Origin of the sequence: Rhodococcus sp. 05-2254-2, from assembly GCF_002259095.1 — a bacterium.
Taxonomy (GTDB): Bacteria; Actinomycetota; Actinomycetes; order Mycobacteriales; family Mycobacteriaceae; genus Rhodococcoides.
In genome coordinates, this window is record NZ_NOZJ01000001.1 from 731846 (window position 1) to 747905 (window position 16060).

Annotated in this window: 11 protein-coding genes; 2 read left to right on the forward strand and 9 right to left on the reverse strand. The window is 65.3% G+C overall.

What is annotated here, in order from left to right:
• Positions 1 to 179 precede the first annotated feature (179 nt).
• The 8 genes from CH283_RS03720 to CH283_RS03755 all read right to left on the reverse strand — a co-directional run bounded on the left by CH283_RS03720 (position 180) and on the right by CH283_RS03755 (position 13449).
• Positions 180 to 3986, reverse strand: a complete 3807-nt coding sequence (locus CH283_RS03720; protein ID WP_094641319.1) for a multifunctional oxoglutarate decarboxylase/oxoglutarate dehydrogenase thiamine pyrophosphate-binding subunit/dihydrolipoyllysine-residue succinyltransferase subunit — start codon at positions 3984 to 3986, stop codon at positions 180 to 182.
• Positions 3987 to 4096: 110 nt separating this feature from the next.
• Positions 4097 to 7831 (reverse strand): ABC transporter ATP-binding protein, encoded by a 3735-nt coding sequence (locus CH283_RS03725; protein WP_255183074.1) that lies wholly within the window; start codon positions 7829 to 7831, stop codon positions 4097 to 4099.
• Positions 7832 to 8056: 225 nt separating this feature from the next.
• Positions 8057 to 8827, reverse strand: coding sequence for an ABC transporter permease (locus CH283_RS03730; protein WP_068053192.1), 771 nt, complete (start codon positions 8825 to 8827; stop codon positions 8057 to 8059).
• Positions 8824 to 9858: an ABC transporter ATP-binding protein gene (locus CH283_RS03735; RefSeq protein WP_094641321.1), complete on the reverse strand. Its 1035-nt coding sequence runs from the start codon at positions 9856 to 9858 to the stop codon at positions 8824 to 8826. Before CH283_RS03735 ends, CH283_RS03730 begins: the two co-directional genes overlap by 4 nt.
• Positions 9859 to 9970: 112 nt before the next feature.
• Entirely contained in the window at positions 9971 to 10810 is an 840-nt protein-coding gene (locus tag CH283_RS03740) for an LLM class F420-dependent oxidoreductase (protein ID WP_068053203.1), read from the reverse strand.
• A 43-nt stretch (positions 10811 to 10853) separates the two neighbouring features.
• Positions 10854 to 11573: a hypothetical protein gene (locus tag CH283_RS03745; RefSeq protein ID WP_094641323.1), complete on the reverse strand. Its 720-nt coding sequence runs from the start codon at positions 11571 to 11573 to the stop codon at positions 10854 to 10856.
• Positions 11574 to 11620: 47 nt separating this feature from the next.
• Positions 11621 to 12637, reverse strand: a complete 1017-nt coding sequence (locus CH283_RS03750; RefSeq protein WP_176460382.1) for a glutathione S-transferase family protein — start codon at positions 12635 to 12637, stop codon at positions 11621 to 11623.
• 68 nt (positions 12638 to 12705) lie between these two features.
• The gene (locus CH283_RS03755; RefSeq protein WP_068053223.1) at positions 12706 to 13449 is read right to left on the reverse strand and encodes a GNAT family N-acetyltransferase; all 744 of its coding nucleotides are present in this window, start codon (positions 13447 to 13449) and stop codon (positions 12706 to 12708) included.
• A gap of 174 nt (positions 13450 to 13623) precedes the next feature.
• On the opposite strand from CH283_RS03755, the gene CH283_RS03760 reads away from it, so the two are divergent.
• Positions 13624 to 13827: a cold-shock protein gene (locus CH283_RS03760; RefSeq protein WP_008714360.1), complete on the forward strand. Its 204-nt coding sequence runs from the start codon at positions 13624 to 13626 to the stop codon at positions 13825 to 13827.
• Between the two features lie 196 nt (positions 13828 to 14023).
• Here CH283_RS03760 and CH283_RS03765 read toward each other — a convergent pair whose 3' ends face one another.
• Positions 14024 to 15169 (reverse strand): acyl-CoA dehydrogenase family protein, encoded by a 1146-nt coding sequence (locus CH283_RS03765; RefSeq protein WP_032396497.1) that lies wholly within the window; start codon positions 15167 to 15169, stop codon positions 14024 to 14026.
• Between the two features lie 89 nt (positions 15170 to 15258).
• On the opposite strand from CH283_RS03765, the gene CH283_RS03770 reads away from it, so the two are divergent.
• Complete coding sequence (locus CH283_RS03770) at positions 15259 to 16050, forward strand: enoyl-CoA hydratase/isomerase family protein (RefSeq protein ID WP_068053232.1); 792 nt, start codon at positions 15259 to 15261, stop codon at positions 16048 to 16050.
• The last annotated feature ends 10 nt before the right edge of the window (positions 16051 to 16060 follow it).

Sequence of the window (16060 nt, forward strand, 5' to 3'; positions counted from 1 at the left end):
GGACCCTTGCACTTCCCAGACGTATGCAGCGGTCCATTCACTCAGCCACTGACTCTGCGTGGATGGACCGTTGCACTGCTCAGACGTATGTGATGGTCCATTGACGCGGAGCGGGGAGCCCCGAAACGACAACAGCGGCCCACTTCCGAGGAAGTGGGCCGCTGTCGTTGTCGAATTTTCTAGCCTTCGCCGACTGCGTTGAAGGCCTCGTCGATGATTTCGAGTTGCTCGACGGCGTGCACCTTGCTCGATCCTGACGACGGGGCGGACATTGCGCGACGCGAGATGCGCTTGATGCCGACCAGCTTCTCGGGGACGAGCTCGGGCAACGCGAGACCGAAGAACGGCCAGGCACCCTGGTTCGCAGGCTCTTCCTGAACCCAACGGAATTCCGTTGCATTCGGGTAGCTTTCGAGTGCTTCCCGGATGCGGCGGACCGGCACGGGGTAGAGCTGCTCGATGCGGACGATGGCGACGTCGTCGCGGTTGTCCTTCTGCTTGCGTGCGAGCAGCTCGTAGTAGAGCTTGCCGCTGACCATCAGAACTCGCTTGACCGCGCTGCGGTCACCGGTGCCGGTGTCGTAGGTGGGCTCGTCGAACACCGAGTGGAACTTGCCGTCGGTGAAGTCCTCGATGTTGCTCACTGCTGCCTTGTTGCGCAGCATCGACTTCGGGGTGAAGACGATCAGCGGGCGACGGATGCCGTCACGCGCGTGCCTGCGCAGCAGGTGGAAGTAGTTCGCGGGGGTCGAGGGGAGTGCGACGGTCATCGAGCCCTCGGCGCACAGCGTCAGGAAGCGTTCGATGCGTCCGGACGTGTGGTCGGGACCCTGGCCCTCGTGGCCGTGCGGCAGCAGCAGCACGACGTCGGAGAGCTGACCCCACTTGGCTTCACCGGACGAGATGAACTCGTCGATGATGGATTGCGCGCCGTTGACGAAGTCGCCGAACTGCGCTTCCCACATCACCAGTGCGTCCGGGTTGCCCACGGAGTAGCCGTACTCGAAGCCGACTGCGGCGAACTCGCTGAGGGCGGAGTCGTAGACCATGAACTTGCCGGGGTTGTCACTGCCGATGTTCTGCAGCGGGGTGTACTCGGCACCGGTCTTGCGGTCGATGATCACCGAGTGACGCTGGGTGAACGTGCCGCGTCGGGTGTCCTGGCCGGAGAAGCGGATGTTGCGTCCCTCGTCCACCAACGATCCGAGCGCCAACAGCTCGCCGAAGGCCCAGTCGACCTTGCCCTCGTGCGCCATCTCGCGACGCTTCTCGAGCACCGGCTTGACGCGCGGGTGGACGTTGAATCCGTCGGGAACGTCGAGGTGCGCATCGCCGATGCGGTGCAGCACTGCCTTGTCGACGGCCGTGGTGAGCTTGGCAGGCAACTGCTGGTCGAGTTCGACCGATTCGCTGGGCTCCGGGGTGTACTTCTCGAGTTCGCGTACCTCGTTGAAGACGCGTTCGAGCTGGCCCTGGTAGTCGCGAAGTGCATCCTCGGCTTCCTTGAGCGAGATGTCTCCACGGCCGATGAGCGATTCGGTGTAGCTCTTGCGGACGCTGCGCTTGGTGTCGATCACGTCGTACATCGCCGGCTGCGTCATCGAGGGGTCGTCGCCCTCGTTGTGGCCGCGACGGCGGTAGCAGATCATGTCGATGACGACGTCCTTGTGGAACTTCTGACGGAAGTCCACCGCCAGCTGAGCCACCCAGGCGCAGGCCTCGGGGTCGTCGCCGTTGACGTGGAAGATCGGCGCGGCGATCATCTTCGCCACATCGGTGCAGTACTCGGACGAACGCGAGAACTCCGGTGACGTGGTGAAGCCGACCTGGTTGTTGACGACGATGTGCACGGTGCCGCCGGTGCGGTAGCCCCGCAGATCGGACAGGTTCAGCGTCTCGGCGACGACGCCCTGGCCTGCGAATGCCGCGTCTCCGTGCAGCATCAGCGGCAGAACGGAGTAACCGCCCTGGCCGGTGCCCTTGTCCAGTAGGTCCTGCTTGGCGCGGACGAGGCCTTCGAGAACCGGGTCGACGGCTTCGAGGTGCGACGGGTTCGCGGTGAGCGAGACCTTGATGTCGTTGTCACCGAACATCTGGATGTACGTGCCCTCGGCACCGAGGTGGTACTTCACGTCGCCGGAGCCGTGTGCGGCGGCCGGGTTCATGTTGCCCTCGAACTCGGTGAAGATCTTCGAGTAGGGCTTGCCGACGATGTTGGCGAGCACGTTGAGGCGACCGCGGTGCGGCATACCGATGACGACCTCGTCGAGGGCGTACTCGGCGCTCTGGTCGATGACGGAGTCCATCATCGGGATGACCGACTCTGCACCTTCGAGCGAGAAGCGCTTCTGCCCGACATACTTGGTCTGCAGGAACGTCTCGAACGCCTCGGCTGCGTTGAGCTTGCTCAGAATGTACTTCTGTTGCGCCACAGTCGGTTTGACGTGCTTGGCCTCGACGCGTTCCTGCAGCCAGGTGACCTGCTCGGTCTCGAGGATGTGGGTGTACTCGACGCCCACGTGGCGGCAGTACGAGTCGCGCAGAACGCTGAGCACGTCCCGCAGCTTCATCTTGTCCTTGCCGTGGAATCCACCGACCTTGAATTCGCGGTCGAGATCCCACAGCGTGAGGTCGTGGCTGATCACGTCGAGGTCCGGATGCATCCGGAACTTGTCCTTGGTGAACTGCAGCGGATCGGTGTCGGCCATCAGGTGACCGCGGTTGCGGTACGCCGCGATGAGCTCGAGCACGCGGGTGTTCTTGTCGACCGTGCCCTCGGGCAGATCCTTGCGCCAGCGAATGGGCTCGTAGGGGATCTTCAGCGAGTGGAACAGCTCGTCGTAGAACTCGTCGCTGATCAGCAGGTTGTGGATCGTCTTGAGGAAGTCACCCGACTCCGCACCCTGAATGATGCGGTGGTCGTACGTCGAGGTCAGCGTCATGAGCTTGCCGACGCCGAACTCGGCGAGACGCTCATCGCTGGCTCCCTGGAACTCTGCCGGGTACTCCATGGCACCGGCACCGATGATGGCTCCCTGGCCGTTCATCAGACGCGGCACCGAGTGCACGGTTCCGATTCCACCGGGGTTGGTCAGCGAGATGGTGACGCCCTGGAAGTCCTCACCGGTGAGCTTGCCGTCGCGAGCGCGACGCACGATGTCCTCGTACGCGTTGTAGAACTGCGTGAACGTGAAGTCCTGCGTGTTCTTGATGGCAGCGACGACGAGGGAACGGTTGCCGTCCTTGCCGGGCAGGTCGATGGCGAGACCGAGGTTGATCGCGGCCGGAGTGACGGCGTTCGGCTTGCCGTCGACCTCGGCGAAGTGGCGGTTCATGTTCGGGAACGCCTTGACGGCCTGCACGATGGCGTAGCCGAGCAGGTGTGTGAACGAGATCTTGCCGCCGCGGGTACGAGCGAGATGGTTGTTGATGACGAGGCGGTTGTCGACCATGAGCTTGGCCGGAATCGCACGCACGCTGGTCGCGGTGGGAATCTGCAACGAGGCGGACATGTTCTTCGCCACCGCGGCAGCAGCGCCGCGCAGAATCTTGCTCGACTCTTCACCGAACTCGGCTGCGGCGGGCTTCGCGGGAGCGGACTTGGCCGGCGCTGCCTTCTTCTCGGCAGGCTTGGCAGCAGCGGCAGGCTTCGCGGCCTCGGCCTTGGGAGCGGCGGCTTTCGGAGCGGCCTTGGGTGCTGCGGCCTTCGGCGCGTCGGTCTTGTCGGGAGCAGAGGCGGCCGGCTTGGCTGGTGGCGCTGGTGCTGCGGGAGGCGCGGACTTGGTCGAGCTACCGTTCGAGGCTGCGCCGTTACCGGCAGCACCGTTGGATCCGGCGGTCTCGTCGGTTGCTGCCTCGGGGTCGTAACCGGTCAGAAACTCGTGCCAGCTCGCGTCGACGGATGAAGGGTCCTGCTTGAATCGCTGGTACATCTCGTCGACCAGCCATTGGTTTTGTCCGAATTGGGTAGTAGAGCTGCTGCTCACGGCAGTAGTTCGCCTCGTTTCTGTCTTCGTTCCCGTTCAGCGCGCGTACGTGTCCAGGCTAGACCGTTGGTCCAGCTCACGTGCGTCCGGGACGTAGCTGTGATATGTACTCACCGGTAACCATCGGCCTCGTTGTCGATGACACCTTCGATTATCGAATTATTCCCTCGGTTCGTTTCGGCTGCAGTCCACAGCTGCGCGTAGAAGCCGCCCTGCGTGCGGAGCTCCGAATGTCGACCTACTTCCACGATACGGCCGCCGTCGACCACCACGATCAGATCTGCCCGCGCGGCGGTGGCCAAGCGGTGCGCGACGACCACTGCGGTGCGAGTACGCGCGACGGCACTGCCGGCGGCTAGCACGGTGCGTTCGGTCGCGGGATCGAGCGTGGCGGTGGCCTCGTCGAGGAGCAGCAGGTCGGGGTCGACCAGCTCGGCCCTGGCCAGTGCGATCAGCTGTCGTTGACCTGCGGACAGTCCTTGGCCGCGCTCGCCGACGGGTTGGTGCATACCGCCGCGAAGTGCGGCGATGGTGCTCAGAGCACCCACCGAGCGTGCCGCGTTCTCGATGTCGGTGCGGCTGGCATCGGGTCTGCCGTAGGCGATGTTCGACGCCACGGTTCCGGTGAACAGGTGCGCTTCCTGCGGTACGACGCCGAGTCGGTGGCGGTAGTCCGAGAGGCGATAGTCGCGTAGATCGTGGCCGCCGACCCGCACCGATCCGGAGGTCGGATCGTAGAAGCGGGCCAGCAGTTTCACCACTGTGGATTTGCCCGCGCCGGTGCGTCCGACCAAGGCGACGGTGGTGCCGGCGGGGATGGTGAGATTTACCTCACTCAGGGCGTCGGAGTGGGCCCCGGCATACCGGAAACCGACATCGACGAGTTCTATATCGGCGCGCAGGCGTCCGCCGGGAAGTGCGGTGGTGTTCGCGTCGGCGGAGGTTTCGATCGAACTCGTGGTGCGCAGGAGATCCCCGATGCGGCCGACTCCGACGCGTGCCTGCTGGTAACCGTCGAACACCTGCGAGAGCTGCTGGATGGGTCCGAAGAGCAGTCCGAGGTAGAGCACGAACGCCAAGAGGGTGCCCGCTGTGGTGGTGCCGGTGGCGATCTGATGCGCGCCGACGAACACGACGACGGCGAGGGCGATGTCGGAGAGCAACGTGATGAGGGGGAAGAACACCGAGATCGCGGTCTGCGATCGCATTCGACTCGCGCGGTAGCGGTCGGAGCGTTCGGCGAATCGGGATGCGGCGTACTCCTCGCGCCGGTAGGCCTGTGCCGCGCGCAGGCCGGTGACGTTCTCCTGGAAATCGGCGTTGACGATGGAGATTCGCTCGCGGGACGTCGAGTACGCCGCCGAGGAGATGCGCCGGAAGATCACGGTGGCCACGGCGAGCGGTGGCACGACAGCCAGCGCCACCAGCCCGAGAGTGGGGTCGGTGACGAGCAGAGCGGCGGCAATACCGACGACGGTCAACACACTCACCACGGCCGTAGATGCCCCGGTCTGAATGAACGACGACAGTGCGTCGACGTCGGTGGTCATGCGGGTCATGATGCGGCCCGACAGCTCACGTTCGTAGTAGTCGAGGCCGAGCCGCTGAATGTGTGCGTAGCTGCGGACACGGAGTCCGAAGAGCACTCGCTCACCCGCCCGCGCGGTGATCACCGTCGTCCAGCAGACGACGAACCAACTCGCCGCTGCCAACACGACGCCGATCGAGGTGGCGATCCACAGGGTGTTCGAGTCTCCACTCGCCACTCCGTTGTCCACCGCGTAGCGAACGAGCGAGGGGAAGGCGATCGAGGCCAGTGAGTCCAGCGCGAGAAGCACCACCACGACGGCGAGCAACGAGCGCACGGGGCTCAGCAGTCTCGACAGCCGGAACTCCGGGTCGGGTCGACGCAGCTGCGATCCGGATGTGCCCGGATCCTCGGTCGCAGGCGGCAGGGCCGCGACTGCCCGGGATATGGCGGGTGTGGGTGCGAGCGATCCGAAAGCCCCGGCCATCGCAGTTCCGTGACCACCGCCGCCTCCGGGCGCGGGTGTCGAGACTGCGCCGGGCTCGACCGTCGACTCCGGATCCGTGTCCGGCCAGAGCGTGTCGGCGGAGGGGTCGACGGTCGGCTCCGCACCGGGATCGTCGTTCTCCTCGCCGTCTCCACCGGCCAGGAGGGCCCGGAACAACGGACAACGCCGATCGAGTTCGTCGACGGTTCCGGTGTCGATGATGCGGCCGTTGTCGAGCACGGCGACGCGGTCGGCCAGGGTCAGGGTCGAGCGGCGATGAGCGAGAACGAGGGTCGCGCGCGTCCGGACGCCACGCAACGCGTCGAAGATGGCGGCCTCGGTCTCGGCGTCCACTGCCGAGGTGGCGTCGTCGAGGATCAGAATTCGAGGCTCGACGAGAAGAGCACGGGCCAGTGCGATGCGTTGGCGCTGGCCGCCGGACAGGGTGAGTCCGCGTTCGCCGACGAGGCTGTCGTACCCCTCGGGCAGCGCGTCGATGAAGGTCGATGCCTGTGCCAGCCGCGCCGCATGCTCGATCTCCTCCGCTGTGGCGTCGGGCCTGCCGAGGGCGATGTTGGCGGCGATGGTGTCCGAGAAGAGGAACGGCTCGTCGAACACCAGCGAGACCGCCTCGCGGAGCGACGTCGAGTCGAGGTCGTCGATATCGAACGACGTTCCGTCGGATGTCAGCGCAATCTGTCCCTCGGAGGGGCGATAGAAACGGGGGAGCAGCAGGGCGAGAGCGGTCTTTCCCGAGCCCGCGTGGCCGACGACGGCCACCGTCTCACCCGGCGAGATGGTCAGATTCAGGCCGGTCAGCACATCGCGTTCGGGCTCGAACCCGAAGGTCACCTCGGAGATGCGGACTCCGAGCGGGCCGTCGGGCAATGTTACGGGGGCGGCCGGTTCCGGGTCGGACGGCTGGGTATCGACCACCTCGTAGACGCGCTCGACGGCCGCGCGGGAGAGCTGAGCCATGATGACCACCGACGAGACGGTGCGGGTCACGGCGGACAGCGTTGCGACGTAGGTGGCGAAGGCCAGGAACGTGCCGATCGTGATGTGGCCCTGCAGGGCCAGATAGCCGCCCAGGGCGATGACTCCGACGAGTCCGAGTTGCGGAATGGTGGCCAGCGACGGTGCGAACCGCGAGTTGCTCTTCGCCGATCGCATGCGCTCGGCGAAGAGCGTGCGACCGAGCGTCTCGATGCGATCCACCGCGCGGGCTTCCTGGCCGAAGCCCTTGACGACTCGAACGCCGGTGACGGTTTCCTCGACGTGCTGAGCCAGATCGGCGGCGCGTTGTTGCGCCGACCAGGTGGCCGCGAAGAGAGTGGGCCGCATTCGGTAGACCACGATGCTGACCGCAGGAACGATGAGTATCGCGACAACGGTGAGCAGCGGCGACAGATACGCCATCACTGCCAGCGCCAGTACGAACTGCAGGACGGCTCCCGCGGACAGCGGCACCATGGCCAGCAGACCCTGCACGAGTTGCAGGTCGGTGATCGATCTCGACACGACCTGGCCGGTGCGGATCTCGTCCTGCTTTCGACCGTCGAGCCGCTGCAGCGACGCGAGCAGGTCCAGGCGCAGATCGTGCTGAACGTCGATCGAGAGCCGGCCGGCGAGCATGCGTCGACCGAATTGGCATGCGAACCGGACCAGACCCAACAGTGCGATGGCGGCGGCGACGGTGGCGATCTTCTCGCCGTTTCCTGCGGTCGCGTCGTCGATCGCCACTCGGGTCAGCAGCGGGAACGAAATGTCGATCACGGCCGCGATCATCGTCACGCCCAGGGCTCCCAGTGCGGTACGGCGATGCAGCATGCACTGCGCGATCAGACGTCTGATCCATCCACGCCGGGTTATCGGCGCGGGTTCTGCGCTGTCGAGTGTCGACGAGCCGCGTCGGGGTGCCGCTGCACGGTCTTTCACCGCATTACTGTGTGCCATCGATTCACCACGGTAGACCCGGGCACCGACAGCGTCGGCCTGCGAATGTGGGGACCGGTTGTCTGGGTCGTTCCGCAGGCTCCACTCCCGGTACCGACCTCAGTCGATGTCGCGAGTGCGGGCCAGGAACCAACCGACGCCGGTGAGAATCGCCGCCCACAGCGCGAGGCCGAGCGGTGCCCACGGCCACGACGCCAGGTCGCCCGCGTCGTCGAGTTGCGTCGCCGCCATGGTCGGCAGGGTCAGGTTCGACGGAAGCGCCACGGCGACCGATCCGAGCCCGAGTCCGAACAGGATCAGCGAGAGCAGACCCTCGCCGAACGGGAGCCAGGCGACGAGCACGACGGCGGCCCACGTCGGAGATTTGAGCAGCAGACCGAGGCCGGCACCGATGATCGACCACAGCACCACGGCGAGGAGGCACGATGCCACCACGCCGATGAACGCGCCGTCGAGCAGCACGGTCCGCTCGTTGAAGATCAGCAGGCAGATCAGGCTGGCCAGCAGCACCACCATGCCGTATCCGAGGCCGAACAACGCAGTGACGATCAGCTTGGCGGCGATCACTCCGTCTCGGCCGCGAGCGGTGAGGAAGCTGGTGGTGATGGTCTGGTGGCGGAACTCGGTTCCGGTGTTGACGGCACCGAAGATGCCGGCGAACAGAATCGCGGCACCGGCGGCGACGTAGAGACCGATGGAGGCGACCCCGCCGGAGATGTCCAGGTCCTCCTCGAACTCGCCCAGCTGGTTCGCGATCACCGACGTGATGACGGATGCGAAGACTCCGACGACGATCGGCGCGATCGCCAGTGCCCACCAGAACTTCAGTGTCGTGACCTTGCGGATCTCCGACGTCAGCAACGCGTTCATCGCGGGCCCCCGTTCCAGTTCTGCGGCGGAGCGTAACTCTGCGGCGGCGGGCCGTAACTCTGCGGCGGCGGGCCGTAACTCTGCGGCGGCCCGCCGTACGGGTTCTGTTGGACGGGTGCGGCGTTGTACTGGCCCGCGGTCATGGACAGGAACACCTGCTCCAGGTCGACGTGTTCACTCGTGGTCCCGAAGATCGTCACCTGGGCGTCGGCTGCGATGCGGGCGATCGTGGCCGCGTCGGTCCCGGCAACGCCGATGCGTCCGTCGGACAGCAGTTGAGAATCGTTGAAGCCGTTCGACGCCAACGCGAGCGCCAGTTTCGCCGGATCCGATGCGGCCACGAGTACACGGCTCGGACGCGTCGATCGCAGTTGCGCGATGGATCCCTGGTAAACGAGTGCACCGGCGCTGACGATCACCAGATTGTCGACGGTCTGCTCGATCTCGCGCAGGATGTGACTCGACACCAGCACGGTGCGTCCCGACGCGGCGAATGCCTTCAGGAAGTCGCGCAGCCAGGCGATGCCCTCGGGGTCGAGACCGTTCGCGGGTTCGTCGAGCACGAGGATTTCCGGATCCCCCAGCAGCGCGGTTGCCAACGTGAGGCGTTGACGCATGCCGAGGGAGTATCCGCCCGCGGCGCGGTCGGCGGCGTCGCCGAGGCCCACCAGGTGCAGCACGTCGTGTGCGCGACTGTCGGGTACGCCGATCGCGGCGGTGTAGATCTTCAGGTGATGTGCAGCGCTGCGCTTGGGGTGCAGGCTCAGCGAGTCGAGGACGGCTCCCACCGTGCGAGCCGGGTGGGTTGCCGTGCGGAACGGAACGCCGTTGACGAGGCCCACGCCGGAGGTGGGTGCAACGAGCCCGAGGAGCATGCGCAGTGTCGTCGATTTACCCGATCCGTTGGGGCCGAGGAATCCGGTGACGGTGCCGCGCGGGACGACGAAGCTCAGATCCGAGACCGCGCGAACAGTGCCGAATTGCTTGGTCAGTGCGTGCGCTTCGAGCGCTGCTCCCGAGTAGCTGGTCATCCGTGCGCACTCCCCCTCACCGTGAAACACCTCGTGTACCGGCTGCTCGCGGCAACCGGTACCCGAGGCTACGGGGTGCGCCCGACATCGCCCTCGAGAGCGCCGTCTTCGGTCAGCGATGCAGCGCGGCGGCGACCTCTCTGTACGTCTCGACCGGATCGGCCAGGTCGGGTAGCGAGTGCAGTGTCACGTGCGACGCACCCGCGTCGAGGTGCTCGTTCAACCGTGCTGCGATCGCGTCGGCGGTGCCGTGCGCCACCAACGCGTCGATCAGTCGGTCGCTGCCGCCGTCGCCGATCTCCTCGTCGGAGTAGCCGAGTCGGTTCAGGTTGTTGGTGTAGTTCCGCAGGTGCAGGTACGGGTTGTTGACCGGTGGTCGGCCGATCGAGCGCGCCTTCTCCGGATCCGACTCGAGGACCACCTTGTGCTCGGGTGCCAGAATCTTGTTCGGGCCCAATGCTTCTCGCGCATCCCGGGTGTGCTCGGGGGTGGTCAGGTACGGATGCGCACCCGCGGTGCGGTCGGCTGCCAGCGCGAGCACCCTCGGTCCGAGGGCTGCCAGGACGCGTCGTTCCACCGGAACTCCGGCCTCGTCGAGAGCGTCGAGGTAGGCCACCAAGGCGTCGTACGGCTTGGTGTATTCCTGCGTCGCCTCCGGGTGGCCTGCACCGATCCCGAGCACGAAACGGCCCGGGTGCTTGCTCTCCAACCGGTGATACGACGCGGCGACGTCGGCCGCTGCGTCCGACCAGATGTTGACGATGCCGGTGGCGACGACGACCGTCTCGGTGGCGTCGAGGATCTCTTCGGTGGTGGTCAGATCCGCAGGCGGTGAGCCGCCGAGCCAGATCGTGCCGTAGCCGAAGGACTCGATCGCCCGCGACAGTTCCGGGGTGAACGCCGAATGCAGTCGCCAGACGCCGTACTTGCCGAGTTCAGGTGTGGAAGTCATGTTCGGAGTCAACGCCTCGGGCTCGGGAAGATTCCGCAAGCCCTCATTCGTCCGGCTCGATGATGCGGTTCTCCGGGAACCGGGCAGGCGGAGGACCGAAGGCGTCGCGGGCGTTCTTGATGACGCCCTTGCCGACGGCGCGGTTTCCCGCCCCGCCGATCGCCGCGCCGATTCCGGCGGGAAGCAACTTGCCGACCAACAACGCACTGCGTTTGGCGAGGTACTTGGTGATGAACTTCTTCACCAAGGACTTGTTCATGCTGGTCATCGATCCACCGGGAATTCGGGACGTGATCAGCGGTCCCCAGTTCTTGGCAGTCTTTCCGACGGTTCGCTGCACGATCTGCATGCCCGATTCGCCCAGCGCGACCGAGAGCACCAGGGCGCGTCGCTGTTGGTGATTCTCTACGGGAATGCCGTGGACGGCCGCGACCGACAGCGTCAGCAATGCCGAGGACTCGATGAAGAACGCGGTTTCGGCGCCCACCGCCGCGATCGAGGCGACGGTTCCGACGCCGGGGATCGCCGCCGCACCGCCCACCGCGGAGCCGCTGCCGGTGACGGCGAGCAGAAATCGCTTCTCGAGCCGTTCGATGATCTGCGCCGGGGTGTCGTACGGGTGTGCTCGACGCACGTGCGCGACGTATTTGTCGACGGCGGGTCCCTGGAGGCGGCTGGCGTTGTCGAGGATGTTGACGAGCGCGCGTTCGAGCTTGCCTCCGATCGAGACCTCGACCTGTGCGTCGTCCTTCTTGCCTGCCATCGATGTCTCTTTCGGTCGCGTGTGTGGTTGCCGGTCGAACCTGGGGTTCAACGCACCCAGTGATCGGGCGGAACGAGTTCGTCGGGCTTCGGCGGCGAGGGAGCGGTGCCGTCGCCGAAGGGTGATCCGCCCAGGGCTTCGCGGCCGTGGGGTTCGAGCCACCCGGTCAGGTCCGGTCCGTTCGGCACGATGCCCGACGGATTGATGTCGGTGTGCACCGCGTAGTAGTGCCGCTTGATGTGGTCGAAGTCGACGGTGTCGCCGAATCCGGGGGTCTGGAACAGGTCGCGTGCGTAGTTCCACAGCACCGGGATCTCGCTGAGCTTGCTGCGGTTGCACTTGAAGTGGCCGTGATAGACGGGATCGAAGCGCACCAGTGTGGTGAACAGGCGCACGTCGGCCTCGGTGATGTGGTCGCCGACCAGGTATCGCTGCGTGGACAGGCGTTCGACGAGCCAGTCGAGGCGGGCGAACAGTAGGTCGTAGGCCTTGTCGTATGCCTCCTGCGATCCAGCGAATCCGCAGCGGTAGACGCCGTTGTTGACGTCCTCGAACACCAGCTGGGCCACTTCGTCGATCTCGCTGCGCAGGGCCTCCGGGTACAGATCGGGGGCTCCGTCGCGGTGATACTGCGTCCACTCGGTCGAGAAATCGAGGGTGATCTGCGGGTAGTCGTTGGTGACGACCTCACCGGAGGGAACGTCGACGATCGCGGGGACGGTGATGCCGCGCTCGTAATCGGGGAAGCGGGCGAAGAACGCGTCCTGAAGTCGAGGGATCTGCAGAACAGAGTCGACGCCGCCGGGCTCCTCCTGGAAGTTCCAACTCCGAGGATCATGGGTCGGACCCGGAATGCCGAGCGAGAGAACATCTTCGAGGCCGAGTAGCCGTCGGACGATGATGGATCGATGGGCCCACGGGCAGGCGCGCGCGGCGATCAGTCGGTACCGTCCCGGCTCTACCGGATACCCGTCCCGGCCGTCGGCGGTGATCCGCGTCGGGATGTAGTTGGTGTCGCGCTTGAATTCCTTGCCCGGTTCCACATATGCGGCATCGTCGGCCATGCTCTCGAACTCCTCAGATCGATCGGTCTCATCTCGACGCTACCCAGTTCGGAGCCGGCTCAACCGGGTCACGGTCGGAGCACTGCGGTGTGGCACGCGCCGATTTCCACATATCCCAGCCGCGCGGCGAGGCGTCGAGCAACGGCGTTCTCGGGTCGCGATCGCCACTGCGGAATCAGGCCGTCGTCGATGGCGTCGTTGGTGGCCAGCCTGCCGACCACCTGGGCGTGGCCCCGTCGGCGATGGTCCGGGTCGGTCAACACGCGCATGTCGGCCAGAATCAGCTGCTCCTCCGAGTAGCCGGCCGACGCTTGCGAATGGGCCGAGTCGGCAGGTCGGTCGTCGCCGAGCAGCGTGAACCAGTTCCGAGAGACCGGCTCGCCGAATGCCTCGGCGACGTCGGCGTCGCTGCAGTGCGCGGCGAGGTTGCGTGCGTGCTGCGCATCGTGGGAGATCAGCGGGTCGTGTACGTCGATGGTGTGGCCGATGTCCGAGCCGTACGCCAGCGTGTGGGTGCCGATCTCGTAGTGCGCCGAACGGTCGCCGAGCAGTGCCGAGATCCAGGTTCGGTCCGCGCTCGCCGGGCCGCTGATCGCGCGAGAGGCATCGACGGCCCAGGACGGTCCGACGATCACGGTGGTTTCGGCCAGTCGCAGCACGGTGACGTCGTCGGTGGCACCGACATGTTCGACGCGGTCGGCGTCGGTGTCGAGGGCTCGATCGTCCATCTGCAGGCGGCGACACCAGGCCAGACGGACGATGTCGAGTCGATGGGGATCGAAAGGGCGGGCATCGTGAGAGGGGAGATCCACGTCTGAAACCCTAGCCACCGGGGCGCTGAGCAACGTTCCGGTTTCACCGTCCAAAAGCAATCTTTCGAACTTTTTCGCCCCCGGTGTTTCGCTCAGCGCCGATAGATGGCAGACTCACTTTTGAGATTAGAGCTTCGACGTGAAGATCTAGCTCGCTTACAGAAGGTTTACAGAATGACGCAGGGCAGTGTGAAGTGGTTCAACGGCGAAAAGGGCTTCGGCTTCATCGAGCAGGATGGTGGCGGACCGGACGTTTTCGTTCATTACTCGGAGATTCAGGGTAGCGGCTTCAAGTCGCTCGACGAGGGCCAGCGCGTGGAGTTCGAGGTGGGCCAGGGTCAGAAGGGCCCCCAGGCTACCGGCGTCCGCGCCATCTGATTCAAGCTTCGTAACCCGACTTCTCCTGGTGGAGTGACCTTCTCGAAGTAAATTCCACCAGAAACTCGGTGACAAGGCCGGATACACGGAAGAAATTCCGAGTATCCGGTCTTCGTCTGTTTCGAAGTGCCTGCGGCAGTGGTGCGGTTGGGTGCCTTCCATAACACTTGTTCACACCACTGCCGCAGGCACTCACCTACAGCCCCAGATCGCGTCCGATCAGTTCCTTCATGATCTCGTTCGATCCGGCCCAGATTTTCGTCACGCGAGCGTCTTTCCATGCCCGGGCGGCGCGGTATTCGTTCATGAATCCGTAGCCGCCGTGTAGCTGGACGCAGTGGTCGAGGATTTCGTTCTGCACCTGCGAGCTCCACCACTTCGCCTTGGCGGCGTCGATGGCGGTCAGTTCACCGATCCCGTGTGCGGCGATGCAGTTGTCGATGTACGCCTGTGCCACATCGAGTTTGGTGACGAGCTCGGCGAGCAGAAACTTGTTCCACTGCAGTGAACCGATCTGCTGGCCGAATGCCTTGCGATCCTTGGCGTACTGCAGCGTCTCCTCGAGAATGGGACGGACGTGTCCGAGGTTGGCCACCGAGCAGCTGATCCGTTCCTGGGGGAGTAGCTGCATCATGTGGATGAAGCCGCCGTCGAACTCGCCGATCATGTTCGAGCTCGGGACGCGCACGTTCTCGAAGAACAGCTCGGCCGTGTCGGATTCGGGCTGACCGACCTTGTCGAGCTTGCGGCCGCGGGAAAAGCCTTCGGTGCCGTTCTCGACGGCGAACAGCGTGATGCCCTTGGCCTTCTTCTCCGGCGTCGTGCGGGTGGCGACGATGACCAGGTCTGCGGAGTTGCCGTTGGTGATGAACGTCTTCGAACCGTTGATGATGAAGTCGTCTCCGTCCTTGACGGCAGTGGTCTTCAACGCGGCCAGGTCGGAGCCACCGGACGGTTCGGTCATCGCGATCGCCGTGAGAATCTCGCCGCTGCAGAAGCCGGGCAGCCAGCGCTTCTTCTGCTCTTCGGTGGTGAGCTTGACCAAGTAGGGCGCGACGATGTCCACGTGGATACCGAAGCACGACGCCACCGCGGCGCTCGAGCGGGCGAGTTCCTCGGCGAGGACGGCGTTGAATCGGTAGTCCTCGGCTCCGCTGCCGCCGTATTCTTCCGGTACTTCCAGTCCCAGGAAGCCGTTGCGTCCGGCTTCGAGCCAGATCTCGCGGTCGATGTATCGCTGCTCGACGAGCTTTTCCTCGACCGGTGTGATGGTCCGGGTGACGAATTCGCGTACCGACGCGCGGAAGTCCTCGTGATCGGCCTCGAACAAGCTGCGCTTCATCTATCTGTTCCTCTCGGTAACGGTGAGTTATCAGCGAACAATACTCGTTGGTAACAACCGTCCCGGACCGGTGTGGCACTATGCGAACCATGGCTGACGCACCCACTTCGCTCGTTCGATCGACCACCGCGGCAGGCGCCGAGCTCGCCGTCCTCACCTTCGACCACGGTCCGCTCAACCTGTTCGATCAGGCCATGTTCGACGCGGTTGCCGCGAACGTTGCCGATCTCGTCGCGCGACCTCCGCGGGCGGTGTTGTTGCGCGCCGAGGGCAAGGTGAACTCTGCGGGCGTCGACGTGCACGTCTTCGATGGTCTGTCCGCTGCGCAGGGTGCCGATCTGTGGCGTGGATTGTTCGCACAGATCGCCCATCCGCTCGAGGCGTTGCCCTGCCCGGTGATTTACGCCGCGCACGGTTTGACGCTCACGGCGGCGTTCGAGATCTCGCTGGCGTGCGACATCATTCTCGCCGGTCCCAAGGCCAAGTTCGGTCTGGTCGAGACCGTCGTCGGTCTGACACCGTCGATGGGCGGACCGCAGCGCCTCGCCGAGCGGGCCGGTTCGGGTCGAGCTCGCGAGCTCGTCATGACCGGTGATCTGTACGACGCGCAGACGCTGAAGGAGTGGGGCGTGGTCAATCAGATCCACGACGACGTCGATGCCGCTGCGCTGGCGCTGACACATCGACTGGCCGACGGCCCCACCGTCGCGCATGCGGCAACGAAACAGATTGTGGCAGCGTGGCGTTCGGGCGGCGTGGCCCATGCGGACGAAATCACCTCGGAGGTCTCCGGAGCACTGTTCGAGACCGAGGATCTGCGGGGTGCGGTGAAGAGCTTCCTCGAGGTCGGCCCGGGGAAGGCGACGTACACGGGCAAGTAGCATCGGGTGA